We start from the raw sequence: 21,211 nt of genomic DNA, 5'->3' as shown, positions 1-21,211 counted from the left end.
AGGATGGTAATTATTAGTGAAATAAAAGTGAGGATAGGAATCCTTTATTGCTAGGGATTATACAAAAAAATCGGTCTTCCCTTACGTAATCGCAAGGCAAGACCGATATAGTGTATATGTGCTTTAAATCTCAGGATAGATCATTTCCAGCACGGTGGATAGATTCTGACTCTGACCAGGTTCTATCGTTAAAAGACCTGTGAAGGAAGCATCCTCGGATACATTCGGTGCATTCGCGAGCCAAGTATAGGGCTCAATGCACAGAAATTGTTCGGCGGGTCCTTTGGTATATAGCACCCAGTGACGGAATAGATTCTCGTCAGCAGTATAACGAAGGCCATAACCATCATCGCGTAATAATAAGGCTTCTACAGGTTGTTTTTCTCCAATACGTAGAGCAGTATCAAAATTAGTTCCCTGCATGTTCATTCCGGTGTTCAAGGCTTCCAGATCACCAAGTGGAATTAGATTGCCGCTAGGGAGCAATTCATCATTCAGTTCATAAATACTATTTACCGGGAGCTTAAGATTCCAGCGCTCAGGTTCTCCATCAATCATAAACCAGGTGTGATAACCGATTCCAAAAGGAATTCGGTGATCTCCAAGATTTGTAACCTTTAAAGTTTGGGTAAATCGGGCTTCCTGAAGCCTAAACGTCATTTCGAATTTAAGCGGGATAGGGAATTGCTCCATCCAGTGGGGATCATCTTCTGTTAGAAATTCAGTAGTGACCGCGCAACCATCCTCATCTTCTTCAATATCGCTGACACACCAGGCCTGAGTTCGGTGTAGACCATGAATATGATTGTCATTAGCGGTGTTCTGGTCAAATTGATAACTTGTACCCTCGAACTGAAATTGGCCCTTACGAATTCTTCCGGGTGGAATTAATAGCGGCATGCCAAAATGGTAAGGTTTTTGCATAAAGAAAGCTTGATCGCTTTCATCAGGACGCCGTAGAATTTCCCGTTGTTTCTTTACATCAAACAATGAAATCACGTTATTTCCTAGTCGCGGCAAAAGCGTGACTTCCAGTTCACGGCTGTGCAAAATATAAGTATCATAACCGCCCCACTGCCCTTTGGTCACCTGTTTCATGAGATATGCTCCTTTATCGTAACTGTAATCGAATAGAACATGGATAACCTTATCATAACAGATTTATACGGTAGTGGTTAAGTGATTTGACAACTTCTCTTTATGGTTCTATGATGAAGGCATTAATTCATGATGATAATGTGATGACGGGGACAAGTAGGCAGGCATTGCACCTTCAGAAAGCCGGTGGTTGATGCGAACCGGTAGGACAAACCTGATGAATGGACCCCTGAGCGCCGAGCTTGAACGGGAGCTAGATGCCCTAGTAGACCGGCCGGATCTTCCCCGTTAACGGAAGACTAAGGCTGTTTTTTTCTTGTCCAAACAAGATTAAGCAGCGAATAAGGGTGGCACCACGGTCTCACGTCCCTTGCGGATGAGGCTTTTTTTGCGTTCTCGGAAACTTAGAAACGAAATCAAACGGAGGTCTATATTATGAAAAAAGTAATGTCAGGTATTCAGCCGAGCGGTTCACTTACACTGGGAAACTACATTGGAGCACTGAAAAATTTTGTGAAGCTGCAAGAGGATCATCAATGTTTCTTTATGGTAGTCGATATGCATGCAATCACTGTAGCACAAGATCCTGCGGCACTGCGTGAACAGTCAGAGTCCGTAGCGGCCCTCTTTATTGCAGCAGGAATTGATCCTGCACGTTCTAATGTCTATATGCAGTCTCATGTGCCACAACACGCTGAACTGGGCTGGATCATGACGACACTTACAGCAATGGGCGAGCTGGAGCGTATGACCCAGTTTAAAGATAAATCATCAGGTAAAGATTCTGTTGGCGCTGGTTTATTCGTCTATCCTTCCTTGATGGCAGCAGATATTCTTGTTTATAATGCGGATCTTGTACCAGTTGGAGAAGATCAGAAACAACATTTGGAACTGACTCGTGATTTAGCTGGCCGCTTTAATAATCGTTTTGGCGAATTCTTTACCATTCCGGAGCCGTACATTCCAGAGGTGGGTGCACGTATAATGTCTCTGGATGATGGCACCAAAAAAATGAGCAAGAGCAGTCCTAACGCAGGCAGCTACATTGCTCTGTTAGATTCACCGGACATAATCCGTAAAAAAATCAGCCGTGCAACGACTGATTCAGGACGTGAAGTGATTTTTGATCCGGCTAATAAACCAGAGATCAGTAATTTGATGAGTATTTATTCCGAATGTTCTGGAATGACACTGGGGCAAATCGCTGATCGTTATGAAGGGCAAATGTATGGCGGCTTTAAGAAGGATCTTGCTGAAGTGGTTGTAGCTACGCTTGAGCCTATACAACAACGATATAATGAAATTCGTAGCTCGGGTGCGATCACAGATATTCTTGCAGAAGGTGCTGGTCGTGCGCGCATTGTTGCCACAGAGACGCTGAATGGAGTTAAAGAGCGGATGGGATTTCTGCCAGCCCGTTAATCTAATCAGCGCTTAGGCTTTCCTGCTTGCGTCTGATCTTGGCCTTAAGAATAAATCCCCAGCCGATATTCATGACACAGAGAAATCCGAGCAGAAGTGCCAACCAAAAGCTATAACTGATCGCGATTGAAGCGGCAGTAAGAATAAGAATAGAAGAACAAGCGAACCAAAGTGAAAGTCCTTTACCCATTAAGAGAGCCTTCCTTTCTATGTCTGCTAAAATGAATCCCGGAGTATGATAATAATACTCCGGGATTTTTTGTGATTATAGAATAGATCTCTGCGTAAGTCTACAGTTTCATCGTAAAGATCCAGGGTCAATGGAAAATCGTTTGTCGAGCTTCTCGCTGCTAAGCCAACCTACATAAGTATTTAAAGGTCGATATTGATTGTCCATCACTAATACAGCCACAAATGGGTATTGTTTACGATGTAAATAACGTACGTCCCCCCAGCGCACCATATATCCTGAAGGAAGTTCTTCGACTTCGGCTACTGCATAAGAGGTGAAGTATAGAAAGGACTGAATATCAGGGTGCGACTTGGATATTTCCACAGCGGGATGATTCGAGCATACAGCATGTTTGAACCATTCCAATCGATGATTGACTAACTGCCCAACATCATAGCTACCATCTTTTTTCACTTTTACTACGTTCCAGCGCTTTAGAGAAATTGTAGGGATTACAATATAACGTTCGCCGGCATTATGATGTAAATCCTTGAGTTTGATATTACGCGTAAGGCGTGCGTGAACGACGGTTCTCCAAATATAATAAAGAATTGTACAGGCATACAGCGTAATAAATAAAGGTTGCGGCGGAACGATACCGGTGATCCAGAGAAGGATGGCTGCGATATGGCTACCAAATATAAACGGGTCAAAAATGTGGATGATGTTCCAGGCAATCCATTTCTCTGTGAATGGACGTGCAGCCTGAGTGCCATAGGTATTAAATAGATCAGAAAATACGTGAACACCTACGCCAATGAAGCTCCAGAGTGCGATGTGGCTTAGGGCTTGTAAATCAGTAAAGCCAAATAAAGGCCCCAACACGAAGGAAATCAGGGCGGGCCACAGAATTAGAAAGGGTAGGGAATGTGTGATTCCTCGGTGATTACGAATATACAACGCATTATCCTTCAGTCGTAGCGCAGTATCGGCATCAGGAGCCTGAGAGGCGAGCACTGTTGCCAGCATAACAGCCCCGGCCAGTTTCGGATCAGAAGCAACGATGGGATCAACGAAGGAAAGCCCGGCTAAGCCTAGGCCCATAACTAAATGTGTAGCAGTATCCATTGGTCAGTTCTCCTTTGTTGTTCGGAAGTTCTCTATTAATAATTACCCAAATACAGCTCTGGTTATTAGGGGGATTGAAAGAAAAATTAAATAAATATTGTCACGTAATTGTCGAATTCATGAACTTACTGCCCCATGACTGTCAAAGTCTTCACGGGTTTGTTATGATAAAGTTAACAGCGAAGTAGTGAATACTTCGGTTAGAACGTTAGATTTTCGTTTAGAAGGAGGATCATTAGGTGTGGACAATCATATAACATTTCAAGCTTCTTCCGATTCTGCAGCCATGTCTGCAAAATCTCCACCGGAAGGTGCTAGCTGGCGTGATTTCATTGCTGTAACAAAACCCGGTATTATCCGATCTAACCTTATTGCGGCGTTTGCGGGATATTGGTTGGCCTCGGGTTGGGATGTTCATTACGGCAGATTAGTTCTGACTCTGCTCGGTACAATGCTGGTTATGGCTTCGGCCTGTGTTTTTAATAACTATTTCGACCGGGATCTGGACATGAAGATGGAAAGAACCCGTGAACGGGGGCTTCCTACAGGACGACTGAAACCAAACACTGTATTATTATACGCCATTGGGCTTGGTATTGCAGGTTTGATCGTGCTGTTTGCTTTTTCAGGTATGCTTGCTGGTTTGTTTGGAATTGTTGGCATGTTCGTTTACGTAGTAGTATACACGCTTTGGTTGAAGCGGACATCCACATGGAGCACCTCTGTAGGTGCGATTTCTGGAGCAATGCCCCCGGTAATTGGTTATGTTGCGGTTTCAGGAACGGTTGATCTAGGCGCTTGGCTGATCTTTGCCATGTTGTTTCTATGGCAACCCCCTCACTTTTGGGCGTTGGGCATTAGACGTAAAGAAGAATATAGAGCGGCAGGATTTCCATTACTACCTGTAGTTAAAGGAACACGACGTACGAAATTTCAGATGATTCCTTATGTAGCCCTTTTGCTGCCTATTCCAGTGTTAATGTACGCCTACGATTACGCAGGCATATTTTTTCTAATCATTTCATCAGCGTTGTCCTTGGCTTGGTTAATATTGACCTTGATGGGTTTTAAGGCAAAGGATGATGAAGTTTGGGCGAAGAAGAACTTCCTCTTCTCCATTAACTACCTGACGGTTAGTTTGATCGTACTTGTATTAAATACGATTCACGGTTAAGAAGAGGGAGGGTATACGTGTCCGTGCAGACCTTTAAGCGTTATAAATGGACTTGGCTTCTGCTAATACTTGCTTTGATTATGGCTGGTTATCTGGCAATTAACGCTTTAAATTTAGGAAAAGAAAAATTGCCAGTAATCGGAGAAGTACAGGACTTTTCTCTTGAAAATGTGAATGGAGACCAGGTTACTCTGGCTGATACACAAGGTAAAGCACGGCTGGTATACTTCTTTTTTACACAGTGTCCGGATGTATGTCCCATAACTACGTTTTTGTTATCTCAGACACAGAAGATTCTGGTCGAGGATGGCAGTTTTGGTAAAGATACGGAGTTTGTTTCTATCTCTTTTGATCCGAAGAATGATACTCGGGAAGCTATTAAGATTTTTGCAGACCGTTTTCAGGCGAATTATGATGGATGGTATTTCTTGCGGGGGGATCAGGAAGAAGTTCGTAAGTTAGCAACGGATTCTTTTAAAGTATTAATCGCAGGGAATTCCAAAGAAAATTTCGTACATGCCAACCGTATAGCGCTAGTTGACCGAGATAATCGACTTCGTGCATTGTATGACGCAGGAGATACGGAGAATGTAACGCCTGAATTTCTTGCCGACCAGCTGAAGGAATTGGCTCGGGAATAGAACATCAAATCTTAAAAACGCCTTTTTCGAATCCCTTTTTATTGGGGGATAACGAAAAAGGCGTTTTTTTATATACGATAGTATAAGTTTCCTGCAATACATTATCCTTATACTTGCTTCAGCTAAAATGGAAGTGGTTCAGGGTAGATGATAAAATCTTCCAAACCGGCTTTTTCGAGCTGAGTGATGTTGTATTCATCAGGCGTACCTTCCACACCTGCATATCCGCGGCGAGTATAAATATGATCGGCATCTGGGAAGGCATCCCGGAGCACACTGCGTATTTTTTTGCCAGAGCTGTCGTTATCCAAATAAAGGTATACCTCTCCATCTCCTACTTGTTGCCGGAGGGATTCTAATCTTAGTGTATTTAATGTACCAAAGGTACATAGGATTTCTACTTCCGGTACCAGCACGCGTCGTAATCTGCTGCGGTCGTTCTTACCTTCGACAATAATCGTTATGGACATTAGCTGACAATCACCTCCGGGAATGGGTCCAAGCTTCAGGCTCATTATAGTTTACCGAAGGATCGTCATTTTTAACAACTGTTTCGGCAGGAAAGTCTTCATTCCCCGGGAAATGTCGTAAAAGCCAAGAATCATGCGGCTCGCCCATTCCATTTGGAAGTAAGGTTCGATAGTTTCCCTGTGTTTTTAGGTGGAAGAAGAAGCAATGCTACCATTAGAACTAGAAAGGCTATGAAGTAAGGAGAAACAAAGGACCTTAGCTGTCCGGCAGCCACGGGACCAGCGAATGCACCAAGTGACATGGCTATCGATTGCATGGAGAAAGTCCGACCCATTCGCCCAGGACCACCTAGACTAATGAAGAGTGAGGCCATTGCAGGAAATAGCACTCCTTTGGCTGCACCGAGCACAAAAAGAATCGCAGCAGTCGGGATACTGTGGAATGAGGCGAGTCCAAAGAAGCAGATAGCCATTCCCAGTAATGCCGCTGCTATTCTTCCTCCTGGTGATGTACGGTTCAGGAAGAGCATGCTGAGCGTTACCAAAGCACCTAAACTGAGGAGTGACAGGAGTATACCTGTGGAAAGGATACTATTACTCCCTGTTTGAGATAGTGGGAGCTCGAAAAAGAGAACGCCTTGTGAACAGGAAACGAAAAAAGGTAAAAGGTAATACCGTTTGGATACCTGATCGTCATCTTTCGCTGGAATAGAAGGTTTATCTGGAACTTTTAATGAGGATTGCGCTGAGCTTAGCGGCTTTAAGATATGTCTCGAAGGTGCAGGTACACTAAAAAAAGCCATGATTCCTGTTGCGATAAGGAGCCATCCAAGTGTGGTGAAGGTACCAGAGTAGCCGGCTTTTGCTACGATAAAAGCTCCCGCAGCAGGCGATACAACGGAAGCTAACGTATGAACGATACCATGTCCTGACATATATTTACCCTGCTCTGTGGCATCCGATGATAAAGAAGCTAGTAACGTCATACAGGCTGGAGAGAGAAAAGCGAGCACGAATCCACTTGCTGCTCTTAGCATTAGCAGATGCCATGGAAGCTGTACATGAGCTTGCAGCAGTAGGATAGCTCCCGCTGCGACAAGGCTGAAGACGATGTAGCGGCGGGAGCCATTACGATCGACGAGTACGCCTGCAAGCAGATTGCCGGGAAGGTGGGTCAACGAGTACATGCCCATCATCCAGCCAATAAAGGTGGGTCCCGCGCCAAGAGAGATGGCAAAGGGCGTAAGGACGGGATACTGAGCATGTAAATCGAAGAACGCCAAAAAGAGAAATAAGTATAGCCACAGCGCAGTTTTCACAGGGGAACACCTCCGAGAGCCACCTACAGCACAAGTGAATGCAGGACGGCGTAATAATGAAGAACCAATTCTTAAGCACTACTTGTACTTTACGTGGGACAGAGAGGGCTTATACCGCTTTTTTAATTCCACTCGTAGGTATACCTTTTACGGAGGGTGGAACCATGAATTATGATGGGTATTCATGTATAATAATTAATATTGGCGTTATGTCTATGGGAAGAGAGAATCCTTGGGACGAAACTAGGCGATAGGGGTGTTGTGAGATTGATGGATCCAGAGGTATGGTCACAGTTTATAAGGGAAAATTGGCTAGTTATTGTAATTGCGCTTGTCCTGCTGTTTGCGGTTGTTAATTTGGTTAAAACCGTTCTGAAATGGGCGATTGTCATTGTGATCGTTGTAGGTTTGTTCATCTATAGTGGTGTTACAATGGACCAAATTGGTAACGCTGTGAATAAGGTGGCAGATGGAACGGTAAGCACGCTAAAGAAGGAAGCGCAAGAGGTTATGCTTAAAGAAGCGCAGGATGCGAAGTACACTTCAAATGGAGACGGGACCTTTACGATTACAACGCCGAATATTGAAGTGAAGGGCGCAGCGGGTGAAGATAAAGTAGAGGTTACTTTCCGTGGTGTTAGTCTTGGGAAGTGGAGTGTTACTGATACGACAAAAACATTTATCGAGGAAGCCCGCAAACATCAATAACAGGCTTGGGCTCAAAAATATAACAAGCGAGCAAGCGCGCGACTGAAAGGAGAGAGCGAATATGATAAACGGATGGATGACTAGTGTGAGTGATGCTAATATCATCTCGATCGCCCTCCTGCTGGTTGTAGTCTTCTCTCTATTGCAAGGCTGGAGCAGAGGTTTCTCAAGTGCTACCGGAAGATTATTTGGGCTGCTGGGAACAGGATTATTTACTATAGCATCTTTGGTATTAGCTATCCCAGCTGCAGCCTACCTCAATCCCTATGTAGAGACTTGGGCGTCGGGGATTAGTCTTCCTGACACGAAGCTTACACAGTGGCAGCAAATTTATTATACGGCGGTGTCTGTGTTATCAGAATCACCGCTAGTTAGATTTCTGTTATTACTCCTGATTTCTTATCTGTTAATCCGTATGCTCTTAGGGTTGTTATCCATGTTGCTTCCTTTTCCACAATTGCGGCGTACTAAGAAGTTTAAAGACAGAAAGATTACGCAGGTTAGCCGTATGGGAGGAGCAATCGTTGGATTAATTATCGGTTTAATGCGTAGTCTGGTAATTGTTCTCGCTCTTTTCATCTGTGTTGGATTAAATCCGGAGAGTGGATTTAGCCGTTATGTGGAGTCCTCTCCAATCTATAGTCAGAGCGCTGCAGCTGTATTTGAACCTATTGTTGGTGAGACTGTGCAGAAGAAACTCCCTATTCTGACGAAGACCGTTGCAGCAGAGATGAATGATATCCTTCGCAGGAAATATGAGGTTATCGATCATGAAATTCCTCAGGATATTATAGGAGCAGCAGAAGACATTGTTGGACAAGCGCAAGATGAAGAGAAAAAAGCGAGACTTCTCTATGATTGGGTAGGTACACGCGTGACTTATGATTATGCTAAAGCTGATAATTATTTGCAAAACAGGGTCTGGCATGAACAAACACCACAGGATACATTCGACACTCGGCAAGGGGTATGTATAGACTATGCCCGACTGTACGCTGTGATGGCTCGTTCACAGGGCTTGCAGGTTCGGGTTGTAACAGGTCAGGGTTATGATGGGCGTGGCGGGTATGGTGCACATGCTTGGAATGAAGTATATATAAGTGATCGGCAAGCTTGGATCCCGCTGGATCCGACTTGGGCTAGCAGCGGAGATTGGTTCAATCCGAAGGATTTTGATGAAACGCATATTAGGGAGAACGCCCTCTGAGTGAGGGCGCTGAACTCCTGGGGTGTGGTACAATAAACTCAAGTAACGTCAGTTCTAACTTAAATGCGAGGGCATGCTCACAATAAGCAGCTAAGAACTCACCTTCATCATAAGAGTAATGTCACAGGCAAAGGGATGTCAGACATTTTCAAATATAAGAAAGTATAAGCACTATACTTTATGTCTTATATTTCTCGCATAAACACTTACCGTCCTTATAAGGACAGTCAAGGCGTTTATGCTTGTAGAAGGGGAGAAAGCTGGTGAGTTTGTTTGGTAAGCAGCCCCCGCCTAAGGACGGGATATCTTCAAGAAATTCTGTAGGTCTGAGACTGAATGTTTTTTTCTTTGGCACTTTTTTTATTTTTTGTATTATTATCGTACGTCTTGCAGGTTTACAGTTTACTGAGGGAGCTCTGTTGAGTGAAGAAGAAACGAGCCGGGAAACGAAAATTGTTCCGCTCGCAGCGATGCGTGGGATTATTTTTGCTGCCGAAGGAGAGCAGATTGCCTATTCAACACCTACGGAGTCGCTTTACCTTACATTAACTAAAGATTACACAGCTAGAACGACAGATAAAGTAACAGGTGAGACCACACTTACGGAGAAGGCGAAGTACAACTCCGATATGCTTGCAGTAAGGCTTGCAGCTGATTTTGCTAAATATGGAGATCCGAATGCACCGAAGCTGACGCAGCAAGATATCTTGGATTCATTAGATTTAGATTTCAAAAAGTATTTAGGTTATGTGCCGCGACGGATCAAGACTGGATTAATTCCAAAGGAAATAGCCTATTTCATGGAGCATAAAGACAATTATCCGGGGCTAACGATCGTGGAGGAGAGCGTTCGTCACTACGATAAAGATACGGTAGCGGTGCAGACAGTCGGCTTTGGAAAGCCATTTAAATCGACTGAAGATATAGCGATGTATAAGAATGTCCGTAGTGAAATGAAAAAAGATTCTCCCCCTGGACTTATGTATAAAGCAGAAGAATATGTGGGGTTTGATGGTCTGGAAATGCAGTATCAACGAGAGCTACGAGGAGAAAATGGTTATCAGGTCATTTCGGTGACTCCTCAGAATATGGCTGAGAAGGTTGAACAGAACGTTGCTCCTGTAAAGGGTAATAATATTTGGATGACCCTTAATAAGAAGATTCAGATGAAGACAGAACAGGCCATATTGGATCAGATTAAATGGCTGCATACCAATGCTGTTCAAGGTGAGACGCATCCAGATGCTTTAACCGGATATGCCGTAGCCATGGAAGTGGAGACTGGAAATATTGTCGCCATGGCAAGCATGCCGGATTACGATTCAAATGTATGGACCAAAGACTCCTTACCGACACCTGTCTGGAATAAAATTATGAATAATCATCTAAATGGTACGATTACTTCGAATTCATCTGGTAGATCAGGTCATGATTTTAGTTCACTTGTGTTTATGGGATCTACGATCAAACCATTAAGTGTGTTAATTGGTTTAAATGAAGGTTTTTTTAATACCTCAACAACCTATTCAGATGTGGGCATTACTTATTTCGGTAAGGATAATAAATCATCCGTACGAAATTCATCGGGTCACGTATATGGTCCACTAGATCCAGCTAAAGCTATTAGAGACTCTTCTAACGTATTTATGATTGATATGGTGGGTAAGCAGCTTTACAAGAAATATCCGGGGGATAAAGGCATAGAGGTCTGGGACAGATATATGAAAGAATTCGGGCTGGGAGTATCAACGAAAAGTGGTCTCCCAGGCGAATCACCGGGCCAGATTAACTATACTGATCTTAAGGCCGCAGGCAGCTCGCAGGCCGCACTTATCTATGCTTCTTTTGGCCAACAGGGCAGTTATACTACATTGCAGCTTGCCCAGTATGCTTCTACGCTTGCTAATGAAGGGGTGCGTATTAAGCCTCAACTTGTTAGTAAGATCACGGATGCACAAGGGAAGTTGGTTAAGGAATTTAAACGAGAAGTGCTTAATACAGTAACATTTGACAAATCCTACTGGAAAGAGATCAAACAGGGGATGAGCAGTAAAGTTAGTGCTTTTGATGATTTTCCTTATGATTTTGCACGTAAGACAGGTACCTCTGAAAAAACAGATAGAAAAAATATTAACCGCGATAATGGGGTATTTATTGCTTTTGCTCCGCGAGATAATCCGAAGCTGGCCGTAGCGGTTGTTATACCAGAAGGGGGCTTTGGCTCCAACAGCGCTGCTCCGGTGGCTCGTAAAATTTTTGACGCCTATGATTGGGAGTACGGGCTCGATGGTGTGCCGAAAAAGAATGTTGCTCCTGCGTCAGGCCCCGTTCAAGAATAATTAGAGAAAAAGGAGAGAAATAAACTGTGAGTTTTTTCCGTAAGCAGGCCTCGCCTCCAGATGAGACCAACAGTAAAAGTTCCATAGGCCTGCGACTCAACGTGTTTTTCTTTAGCACGTTTGTTATATTTTGCGTAATTATTATACGCCTGGCTGTGTTGCAATTCGTGGAAGGACCCACTTTAACTGAAGTGGAGACAAGCAGAGATACCAAAAATGTACCGCTAGCTTCCATGAGAGGTGTAATTTATGCTGCTGAAGGTGAGAAGTTAGCGTACTCTACGCCGGTTCAATCGCTGTATATTACGCTTAATAAGGAGTTTACCGCCAAGCAAACAGATAAAATTTCCGGTAAAACTACTCTGACCCCTGAAGCGAAAGCTAAGTCAGATGCATTGGCGGCTAAGCTGGTAGCTGATTTCAATAAATACGGTGATCCAAAAGCTGAGAAAATGACAGAAAAAGATGTTATTGAGGCACTGGATTTATATTTCCGGAAATCACTAGGCTTTATGGCACGGCGAATTAAGGCTGATCTAACGACTCAGGAAGTAGCCTATTTCATGGAACATAAGGATGAATACCCAGGCCTTGAGATTGTCGAGGAAAGCATTCGTCATTACGACAAAGATACGGTTGCCGTACAGACGGTAGGTTATATCAAGCCTTTTAAATCAGCAAACAGCCTTAATATTTATAAGAATATCTTAAATGCAATGAAGAACAATCCGGAGCCAGGACTAACTTATAAAGACGACGAATTTGTCGGATTTGACGGCCTGGAGCTGCAGTATCAGAGAGAGCTTCGGGGACAAAACGGCTATCAGGAAATCTCCGTCAATCCACAGAACATGGCAGAAAAAGTCGAACGTGTAGTTCCTCCTGTAAAAGGCAATGACGTCTGGACAACCATTAATAAGAGCATTCAGATGAAGACAGAGCAGGCGATTATGGATCAGATTAAGTGGCTGCATTCCAATCCTGTACAGGGAAAAACGCATCCTAATGCTTTAACTGGTTATGCTGTAGCGATGGAAGTTGATACGGGGAATATCGTCAGTATGGCAAGTATGCCGGACTACGATACGAATATTTGGACATCAGGCTCCTTATCAACAGATGTCTGGAACAGTATTATGAATAACTACCAGAACGGAACCATTAATCCGATTTCTTCAGGAACTTCAGGGAATGGGCTTAGGTCTGTATTGCTATTAGGTTCAACGATTAAACCTTTAAGCGTTCTCGTCGGTCTGAATGAAGGCCTCTTTACACCTTCAACTTACTATTCAGATAGAGGTTTCGCGACTTTTGGTAAAGCTGGTCATGAAACCAAGGTAAGAAACTCTGGAGGACATGTGTACGGTTCTATGGACCCTGCAAGAGCGATTGAGAAATCGTCGAATGCGTTCATGGTTGATATGATCGGTAAACGATTGTATGACAAATACAAAAGCAAAGGCGTAGATATCTGGGATAGGTATATGAAAGAGTTTGGTCTTGGTGTATCCACGGGAAGTGGTCTGCCCAATGAATTCTTAGGACAGATTAACTATACCAATATAGAGGCGGCAGGTAGTGCCCAAGCGGCACTTGTATATGCTTCTTTCGGGCAACAAGGTAGTTATACAGTGTTGCAGCTTGCGCAATACGTAGCTACACTTGCTAATGAAGGACAGCGGATCAAACCTCAGCTAGTTAGCAAGATTACAGATGCTGACGGAAAAGTAATTAAGGAGTTCGGTCGTGAAGTGCTAGATGAGGTAACCGCCTTCGATAAATCCTATTGGAAAGAAATCCAACAGGGTATGCGAAGTGAAGTGAGTGCTTTTTCTAATTTCCCTTATGATTTTGCTCGTAAGACGGGAACATCCCAACAAGTGGCAAAGGGTCAAATTCGCGATAACGGTGTATTTATTGCCTATGCCCCACGAAATAATCCTAAGCTGGCCGTAGCCGTAGTTATTCCAGAAGGGGGCTTTGGTTCCCAGAGTGCTGCGCCGGTCGCACGCAAAATTTTTGATGCTTATGATTGGGAATATGGACTTGATGGCGTTCCGAAGAAGAGTCTACAGTCAGGTAATAATACGAATGATCCCGCGAATGAAGGAACGACTACAGGTACTCAGTAACTTCGACTCTAAGGTGAATAATGATTAAAAAATAAACAGCTGCTCTATTGAGAGCATAAAAGAATGGAGGGGTGGCAATGACTGCCAAATACCGCCTGCTTGCTTTGGATATGGATGGAACCCTACTGAATGATGAACAGATTATTACACCTACAACGGTGAAATGGCTTCAAAAGGCGGTCGACGCAGGCGTTCATGTCTGTCTATCGACAGGCCGGGCTTTTACAAGTGCATTTCCATATGCTGAGCAGCTTGGACTAGAAACACCTATGATTACTGTGAACGGTAGTGAGGTATGGCGAGCACCGCACGAAATTTATCGGCGATCCTTGATGGACCCTATGCTGGTACAACAAATGTATGAACTTGCTAAAGAAGATGACATCTGGTTCTGGGCCTATTCTACGGAAAAGGTCCACAAACAGGATAACTGGGATGGGGATGTAACGGGCAGAGAATGGCTTAAATTCGGTTATCACACCGAAGATGATGAGCTTCGTCATAAGCTGCTGCTTCGTCTTCAAGATATGGGTGGGCTGGAGATTACGAACTCCTCTCCGCATAACCTGGAGATTAACCCTCTTGGAGTGAATAAAGCAGCCGGAATCATGGAAGTCTGTAAGCTCCTAGGACTAGACATGTCCCAAGTTATAGCGGTTGGTGATAGTCTCAACGACCTTGCAGCGATTCAGCAGTCAGGGCTTGGGGTTGCCATGGGCAACGCTCAGGAGACGGTTAAAGAAGAGGCTGACGCTGTGGTGGCTTCTAATAATAATGATGGAATTGCAGAGGTCATTCAAAAATATATTTTTAATGAAGCTATTGCGAAGTGAATCCATAGAGCATATTTGCTATTAGGAGGTTAAGTATTGACGATCCTGGGTTGGATTCTTATTATTGCTTTATTTGCCGTAGGGCTAGCCGGGGCAGTGTATCCTATACTGCCGGGTGCACTTGCGATTTATCTTGCTTTTTTCGTATATGGCTGGTTCTTTTCTTTCGAGCCTTTTGGTGTTTGGTTCTGGATCATTCAAACGCTGATCGTTGTAGTTCTATTTATTGCTGATTACGTTGTAGGGGCGTGGGGCGTTAAGAAATTTGGCGGCTCACGTTCATCGATTATCGGGAGTACGATTGGGCTAATCATTGGTCCTTTTGTAATCCCAGCCTTTGGACTTATTATTGGTCCGTTTCTGGGTGCCTTTATAGGAGAATTGATCGTGGGTTCTTCACCAGCTAAAGCTGCCAAAGTAAGTGTAGGATCCATACTTGGGTTGTTTAGTAGTACTGTTGTCAAAATTGTGCTACAAATTATTATGGTCGTCCTCTTTTTTATATGGGTCGTCCGGTTTTAATTTTAACAGTGAAGAAGGGGAAATGGTTTGTCCAAGAAAGAGTCTTTCGTAAAAGGCACGCTTATCCTTGCTGCTGCAGCTTTGGTGGCAAGGGTACTCGGGCTTGTTCAGCGGGTGCCGCTGGATCATATTTTTGATGATGTGGGGAGAGCATCATTTGGGGTATCGAACAATATCTATTTAATGCTGCTCACCGTGGCTACAGCAGGTATTCCAAGTACGCTCAGTAAAATGGTCTCCGAGCGGTACGCTCTGAATCGTCCTGAAGAAGCGAGACAAGTATATCATGCAGCATTGATATTTTCAGTAGCAGCAGGGGTAATCATGACTGCCTTGCTGTACTTCGGCGCTCCGTTCTATGCGACACATATTGCTGACGTACCTGAGTCAGCGATGGCAGTTAGGGCTATTGCACCTGCACTTTTACTTTTTCCGGCAATTGCCATGATGCGCGGTTATTTTCAAGGGCGCAACAATATGATGGCCGGTGGTATTTCACAGATTGTAGAGCAGTTTGCTCGCGTACTAGTCGCTATTTTATTAGCTTATATTCTATTACAGCAGGGATATAACAATACAACTATAGCAGCAGGAGCATCCTTCGGTAGCGTAATTGGTAGTATAGCAGCATTTGGTGTCATGATTTATTTTGCAATCAAGCTGCGCCGAGAGGATAAACAGCAAGGATTAAATTACAATACCACTCAAAAATTGCCGATTTGGGGAATTTACAAGGATATTTTCACACTATCAATTCCGATCGTGCTCTCTTCACTTACGATTCCCGTAGTGAATGTGATTGATACTTCTTTGGCTGTTCCACTGCTTATCGATCAGATGGGGAGAGAGAGTGCAACAGCAGCTTTGGGTATACTAACCACGCGTGCACAAAGTGTGGCCGGAATTCCACCGGTACTAGCCATTGCGCTAGGTACCTCGCTGATTCCGATCATATCAGCTGCCTATGCCCGTCGTGATGAGGGACACTTGAAGAAGCAAATTACACTTGCTTTGCGGATTTCTATCCTGACAGGGATGCCAATTGTATTGGCGCTTGTGGCAGCGGCCTATTCTGTGAATGGGTTACTGTTCAGCAGCTTGGACGGAAGCGGAATTGTGGCGATGCTTACGATTGGAACGATCTTTCAGATCACCATGATGACAACGAACTCCATCTTGCTCGGTATGGGCAAATCACGCATTTCAATGTATTATGTGCTAGTGGGTATTATTGTTAAATTAGCCGCGAGCTTCTTACTAAGTAAGGTATTTGGGATCTACGGGATTATCGGCGCAACAGCACTTTGTTTCGTAGTCATTACTATTCTTAACTTACGAATGCTGAAATCCATTGTACCTTTCGAAATTATGGGTAAACGGTGGGGCGGCTTCGCAATTGCAGTTCTGGTGTCCGGTGGTATTGGTTTTGGTTTGAACCAAGCTGGAATTCTGTTAACAGATCTAATGCCTGCACGTCTGGCGTTTCTGATCACTTGTCTTGTTGTAGGGGCAGCAGTTGTTATTATTTATCTGGTCATGCTAATTGTACTGGGTGTGCTTACTAAACAGGAAATCTCCAGTTATCCGCGTGCATTGCAAAAATTGTTGAATCCGCTGATGAAATTACAGCCTGCGCGTGTTCGTATGCGAGAATAAGTTTGACTTCTGCATGACATTTTGCTTCACTTAAAGAATAGAAATTTGACAGATATGGAAGAAAGGACTGAATTAACAATGGACAAAATTAGTTCTCCTGGTGAATTTCAAGTAGCCATTCAATCTCCTCGATTAACTGTAGCCATCTTCAAGGCGGACTGGTGCTCGGATTGTAAATTTATCGATCCCTTTATTCCTGAGGTAGAGCAAGCCTATGCAGATCGTCTAACGCTGGTTGAGGTTGACGTTGATGCTGTAGGTGACGTTAGTCAGGAACAAAATATTATGGGTATTCCAAGCTTTGTAGCGTATTCCGATGGACGTGAATTGGTTAGATTCGTTAATAAATTACGTAAATCCCGCGAGGAAATTGAGAATTTCCTGGATAAAGCGGTTCTAGTGCATCAAAGCCTTCAACAGTAATTCCGGAAAACCACCGCTTTCGCCTGTTTGAGCAAAAGCGGTGGTTTTTTAAGATGCTTCTTCATTCCTAAAAACTGCGGGTGATATTTTTTGACGACAAATCAGTTGAAATGGCTTAGTTATCTTACTTGCCTTATCATGTTCCTCGCTGTACTAGGGGGAGCGGTAGTAACGAAGACTGGATCGGGATTGGAATGCGGAAATGAATGGCCGCTCTGTCATGGGAAATTAATTCCGGCTTATACTGTAGGTTCGATGATTGAATACACCCATCGCTTGTTTAGCGGCTTGGCTGGGTTATTGTCACTTGCCTCGATGTTTGCTTTTTGGCGTTATGCCCGAAATCGGAAGGACTTGTTAGCATATGCATTCATGACTTTACTGTTTGTAATTGTTCAAGGTGGTATGGGAGCGCTTGCAGTAATTAAATCCCAATCAGCTGCTGTGATGGCACTGCATATGGGCTTCTCCTTAATCGCTTTTTCAAGTTCTCTGATGCTGGCTCTCGGAGCTAAAAGGAGACATGAAGCAGGTGAGTACGATCCTAAGGTGGAGCTACAGAAGAAACCCGTCAGCAAGGCTTTCCGCAATTTAACCTGCTTAACGGCCTTATATTCCTATGTTGTTGTTTATATTGGAGCCTTTGTTAGTCATACGGATTCGCGCGGTGGATGTTCTGGCTGGCCGCTCTGTAACGGTGAATGGGTTCCCGAGCTTTCCGGGGGAGTAGGTATTGTTTTTACACACCGGATTGCGGCTTTGATCTTATTTATACTTACTGCGGTGCTTGGTCATTTAGCCTTTTGGAAGCATAAGGATTACCCAGAGCTAAGAGCTCTTGGCGTAGCTGCTGTTCTGCTATGCTTGATGCAGGTGTTTAGTGGAGCTGCTGTTGTTTACACGCTTGATAATGAAAGATTGTACATATTTGCCGCCTTGGCTCATATTTTGTTGATTGCCTGTTTGTTTGGTGTTCTATGTTATATGAGTGTAAGAGTCTGGCAGCTGAATCGCGCGAGAAATGTTGTTGTTGAAAAAAATAGAGCAAATCCAATGACACCGTTGTAACGCCCTTAGTAGAAAGTTCCCACCGTGGATAGAGTCGCTTTACCTGCGGAATAATAAAGTGGAAATCGGTATATCGTGGTGCTGGATAAAACTTTAGGAGGACTGGGTTATGCTGCGGGTTATACTTGGAGAGCCGCCTCGAAAGAACAGCGGTGTATTGGCTGACGCGATGGAGAACATGGCCACATTTGCAGCCTTACTGCGCAAGGAAATGAACGCTCATGAGGATAATGACCATGAATACCGCAAGCTGGAGATTTGGACACGTGGACTGATCTCGTCACTGGATGAATTGGAGCAAAGCTGGTTCGCGGCCGCTTTTTACCGGAAATCGGTAATCGCTGGTTATATGGACGATATGTCACCAGTGGAACAAGGCGATTATGCGCGTTATGTTTATTTTTATAAAGATGGATTTATTCGTGTATTCTCTCTTCTGGACAAGCTTGGAACGGTGCTGAATCATTTTTATGACCTCAAAACCTCCAAATTAAAAACGCATTTTTCTTATTTTACAGTGCTGCGTCAACTTCAGTTATTGAATGTGCATCCTGCGTTAGCGGATCAACTCGAACAGATCAAGAACTCTTATCGTGATCCACTGGAGAATCTACGCAAGCGCAGAAATGCTGAAATTCATTATATGAATTCCGAAATGCAGGATGATTTATGGCAGCGACATCAAGGCTTGCATGACAAAATTCAGCTTGAGGATTTAGATAGCCATCTTGAGGATTTAAAGCAGTCCCTTGAAATGAACTGTAAAACATTAATCGCGGCATTCAGCTACAGCAATGAACAGCTGCGTAAGGAAATCAGCAAGGCAAAGAGCATACAATCCTAAGCGTTCAAGATATTTCCTTTTGACAAAAAACAAGAAACTTACTATACTTATGCTTGCATTAAAGTCTGTACGAATTCAAACATAAAAATTTCATACTCTATATCTTATCGAGAGTGGCGGAGGGATAGGCCCGATGAAGCCCGGCAACCGATTTGTATACAACGCGATTAGCGTTATATACAAATGTCATGGTGCTAATTCCTACAATGACGCAAGGTTTGTGGTCGTTGGCAGATGAGAAGGCATTGTCTAAATAAACACACAGAGCCTCTTGCGATCTGCATCGATCGTCGGAGGTTTTTTTGTATGGAATAAGTGAAATATAAAGGGGGCGACGAGCGTTGATTAATCTAAAAGGAATAACAAAGGTATTTGGAAAAGGCAGCCATGCGGCTACAGCACTTTCCGGATTGAATCTGTCTATCGAAAAAGGTGAAATATTCGGAGTCATTGGCCATTCTGGCGCGGGGAAAAGTACATTGATCCGTTGCATTAATCTGTTGGAACGTCCGACAGAAGGAGAGGTTTGGGTTGATGGTGTAGAGCTAACCAGTCTTAGCCAAGCTCAGCTGCAGGAACAGCGGCGCAAAATTGGGATGATTTTTCAACATTTCAATCTGCTATCTTCAGCGACGGTGTACGATAATATTGCTTTTCCTCTGCGACTCACAGGCGTTTCGAGAACAGGTATTGATGCAAAAGTAAAAGACTTGCTTGCCCTAGTGGGGCTTGAAGATCACAAGGATAAGTATCCCTCTCAATTATCAGGAGGGCAAAAGCAACGGGTCGGCATCGCACGGGCACTTGCCAGCGACCCTGATGTGCTGCTGTGTGACGAGGCAACCTCTGCGCTTGACCCACAAACGACAGACTCTATTCTTAAGCTATTGCTCGATATTAATAAACGATTCCATCTGACCATTGTGCTGATCACTCACGAAATGCACGTGATTCAGAGCATCTGCGACCGTGTTGCGGTCATTCATGGTGGTGGTATCGTTGAGCAGGGTAAAGTGACGGAGGTATTCCTGAAGCCGCAGCATGAGGTCACCCGCGATTTCATTCGCAGTGAATCACAGAATGAGGGCCCCCTTCGTACGGCGCTTGACGCTGCTGCTGGGGACAACTCTCAGGCCGTCAAAATTACTTTTTTCGGAGAGAAGACCTACGGCTCTGCCCTTTCCAATGTAGTACGTGAGACAGGTGTTAGCTTTGCCATTCTGCATGGTACCATCTCAACGATTAAAGACGTACCTTATGGGCAAATGATTGTTCGGTTCGAAGGACCCGCTGAAGCGATTGCTGTGACGATAGCTGAACTAACCGCTCAAGGGCTTGAAGTGGAGGTGATTTCGTAATGAATTTCGCAGATTTAAACTGGCAAGAAATGATGGATGCTACCGTTGCTACTTTGGAAATGTTACTATTTTCCGGAATATTCACAATTATTCTTGGTTTACCACTCGGAATTCTATTGTATTTATGGGGAAGATCGAATAGTATAGTAATCAGAGTAACTTACTCGGTCTTATCATTCATTGTAAACATTCTACGATCCGTACCATTTATCATTTTGATGGTGGCATTGATTCCTTTTAGTAAAGCCGTTGTTGGTACCGCCATTGGTGTACTGGGCACGATTCCACCGCTTGTGATTGGTGCTGCTCCGTTTTTTGCCCGTCTGGTAGAGACGGCACTAAGAGAGGTAGACCGCGGAGTGATCGAAGCCGCACAAGGTATGGGGGCATCGACGAATCAAATCGTTATGCGTGTTCTTTTGCCAGAGGCTCGTCCAGGTCTGCTCGCCGGGGTTACGATCACACTGGTTACACTGGTCTCTTATACGGCCATGTCCGGGATGATAGGCGGCGGCGGTCTAGGTGATCTAGCGATCCGTTATGGATATTACCGTTATGAGAAGGAAGTTATGATTATCGCTGTAGTCTTAATGGTCATACTGGTGCAACTGCTACAGATGGCCGGTGATCGACTAGTAAGACATTTTACACGGAAATAAGGTACGTCTATATATAGCCTTATTCATACAAATACCAA

Annotated in this window: 20 protein-coding genes, 1 riboswitch and 1 other annotated feature; of the genes, 15 read left to right on the top strand and 5 right to left on the bottom strand. The window is 44.0% G+C overall.

Annotated features, from left to right (window positions below; translation table 11 throughout):
- Positions 1-123: 123 nt before the first annotated feature.
- Positions 124-1,098, bottom strand: a complete 975-nt coding sequence (locus MHB64_RS26000; protein ID WP_094873299.1) for an aldose 1-epimerase — start codon at positions 1,096-1,098, stop codon at positions 124-126.
- Between the two features lie 134 nt (positions 1,099-1,232).
- Positions 1,233-1,472 (top strand) — a binding site (T-box leader).
- A gap of 61 nt (positions 1,473-1,533) precedes the next feature.
- Here MHB64_RS26000 and trpS point away from each other — a divergent pair.
- Entirely contained in the window at positions 1,534-2,520 is a 987-nt protein-coding gene (gene trpS / locus MHB64_RS25995) for a tryptophan--tRNA ligase (RefSeq protein WP_094873300.1), read from the top strand.
- A 1-nt stretch (position 2,521) separates the two neighbouring features.
- Here trpS and MHB64_RS25990 read toward each other — a convergent pair whose 3' ends face one another.
- Both MHB64_RS25990 and MHB64_RS25985 read right to left on the bottom strand, forming a co-directional pair.
- Entirely contained in the window at positions 2,522-2,710 is a 189-nt protein-coding gene (locus MHB64_RS25990; protein ID WP_042130914.1) for a hypothetical protein, read from the bottom strand.
- Between the two features lie 108 nt (positions 2,711-2,818).
- The gene (locus MHB64_RS25985; protein WP_094873301.1) at positions 2,819-3,820 is read right to left on the bottom strand and encodes a metal-dependent hydrolase; all 1,002 of its coding nucleotides are present in this window, start codon (positions 3,818-3,820) and stop codon (positions 2,819-2,821) included.
- A gap of 241 nt (positions 3,821-4,061) precedes the next feature.
- Between MHB64_RS25985 and cyoE the strand changes: the two genes are divergently transcribed.
- Both cyoE and MHB64_RS25975 read left to right on the top strand, forming a co-directional pair.
- Entirely contained in the window at positions 4,062-4,994 is a 933-nt protein-coding gene (gene cyoE, locus MHB64_RS25980; RefSeq protein WP_094873303.1) for a heme o synthase, read from the top strand.
- Positions 4,995-5,011: 17 nt separating this feature from the next.
- A complete protein-coding gene (locus MHB64_RS25975; RefSeq protein ID WP_341135683.1) occupies positions 5,012-5,635 on the top strand; it encodes an SCO family protein in 624 nt (207 codons plus the stop codon).
- A gap of 122 nt (positions 5,636-5,757) precedes the next feature.
- On the opposite strand, the gene MHB64_RS25970 is transcribed toward MHB64_RS25975, so the two are convergent.
- Positions 5,758-6,105, bottom strand: a complete 348-nt coding sequence (locus MHB64_RS25970; protein WP_341135682.1) for a DNA primase — start codon at positions 6,103-6,105, stop codon at positions 5,758-5,760.
- A 131-nt stretch (positions 6,106-6,236) separates the two neighbouring features.
- On the bottom strand, positions 6,237-7,424 hold the full coding sequence (locus MHB64_RS25965; protein ID WP_341135681.1) for an MFS transporter: 1,188 nt from the start codon (positions 7,422-7,424) through the stop codon (positions 6,237-6,239).
- Positions 7,425-7,694: 270 nt separating this feature from the next.
- On the opposite strand from MHB64_RS25965, the gene MHB64_RS25960 reads away from it, so the two are divergent.
- From MHB64_RS25960 to MHB64_RS25905, 12 genes are all read left to right on the top strand, one after another.
- The gene (locus MHB64_RS25960; RefSeq protein WP_042191604.1) at positions 7,695-8,132 is read left to right on the top strand and encodes a hypothetical protein; all 438 of its coding nucleotides are present in this window, start codon (positions 7,695-7,697) and stop codon (positions 8,130-8,132) included.
- Between the two features lie 61 nt (positions 8,133-8,193).
- The gene (locus tag MHB64_RS25955; RefSeq protein WP_280787898.1) at positions 8,194-9,339 is read left to right on the top strand and encodes a transglutaminase domain-containing protein; all 1,146 of its coding nucleotides are present in this window, start codon (positions 8,194-8,196) and stop codon (positions 9,337-9,339) included.
- Between the two features lie 263 nt (positions 9,340-9,602).
- A complete protein-coding gene (locus MHB64_RS25950) occupies positions 9,603-11,678 on the top strand; it encodes a peptidoglycan D,D-transpeptidase FtsI family protein (RefSeq protein WP_341135680.1) in 2,076 nt (691 codons plus the stop codon).
- Between the two features lie 26 nt (positions 11,679-11,704).
- On the top strand, positions 11,705-13,810 hold the full coding sequence (locus MHB64_RS25945; RefSeq protein WP_094873312.1) for a peptidoglycan D,D-transpeptidase FtsI family protein: 2,106 nt from the start codon (positions 11,705-11,707) through the stop codon (positions 13,808-13,810).
- Between the two features lie 77 nt (positions 13,811-13,887).
- A complete protein-coding gene (locus tag MHB64_RS25940) occupies positions 13,888-14,643 on the top strand; it encodes a Cof-type HAD-IIB family hydrolase (RefSeq protein WP_094873314.1) in 756 nt (251 codons plus the stop codon).
- Between the two features lie 36 nt (positions 14,644-14,679).
- Entirely contained in the window at positions 14,680-15,165 is a 486-nt protein-coding gene (locus MHB64_RS25935) for a DUF456 domain-containing protein (protein ID WP_076285251.1), read from the top strand.
- 27 nt (positions 15,166-15,192) lie between these two features.
- Entirely contained in the window at positions 15,193-16,821 is a 1,629-nt protein-coding gene (locus MHB64_RS25930) for a putative polysaccharide biosynthesis protein (protein WP_094873316.1), read from the top strand.
- A gap of 78 nt (positions 16,822-16,899) precedes the next feature.
- Positions 16,900-17,244 carry a thioredoxin family protein gene (locus MHB64_RS25925; RefSeq protein ID WP_280787896.1) on the top strand — a complete coding sequence of 115 codons (345 nt, stop codon included), beginning with the start codon at positions 16,900-16,902 and terminating at the stop codon, positions 17,242-17,244.
- Between the two features lie 90 nt (positions 17,245-17,334).
- Entirely contained in the window at positions 17,335-18,312 is a 978-nt protein-coding gene (locus MHB64_RS25920) for a COX15/CtaA family protein (RefSeq protein ID WP_280787895.1), read from the top strand.
- A 109-nt stretch (positions 18,313-18,421) separates the two neighbouring features.
- Positions 18,422-19,156 (top strand): Cthe_2314 family HEPN domain-containing protein, encoded by a 735-nt coding sequence (locus tag MHB64_RS25915; RefSeq protein ID WP_094873320.1) that lies wholly within the window; start codon positions 18,422-18,424, stop codon positions 19,154-19,156.
- Between the two features lie 101 nt (positions 19,157-19,257).
- Positions 19,258-19,397: riboswitch (SAM riboswitch) on the top strand.
- A 100-nt stretch (positions 19,398-19,497) separates the two neighbouring features.
- On the top strand, positions 19,498-20,514 hold the full coding sequence (locus MHB64_RS25910) for a methionine ABC transporter ATP-binding protein (protein WP_094877838.1): 1,017 nt from the start codon (positions 19,498-19,500) through the stop codon (positions 20,512-20,514).
- The gene (locus MHB64_RS25905; RefSeq protein WP_341135679.1) at positions 20,514-21,173 is read left to right on the top strand and encodes a methionine ABC transporter permease; all 660 of its coding nucleotides are present in this window, start codon (positions 20,514-20,516) and stop codon (positions 21,171-21,173) included. Before MHB64_RS25910 ends, MHB64_RS25905 begins: the two co-directional genes overlap by 1 nt.
- The last annotated feature ends 38 nt before the right edge of the window (positions 21,174-21,211 follow it).

Origin of the sequence: Paenibacillus sp. FSL K6-2859 (genome assembly GCF_038008265.1) — a bacterium.
GTDB lineage: Bacteria > Bacillota > Bacilli > Paenibacillales > Paenibacillaceae > Paenibacillus_AQ > Paenibacillus_AQ nitricinens.
Note: the sequence above shows the minus strand (reverse complement) of the source record. Positions and strands in the feature narration are given on the sequence as shown.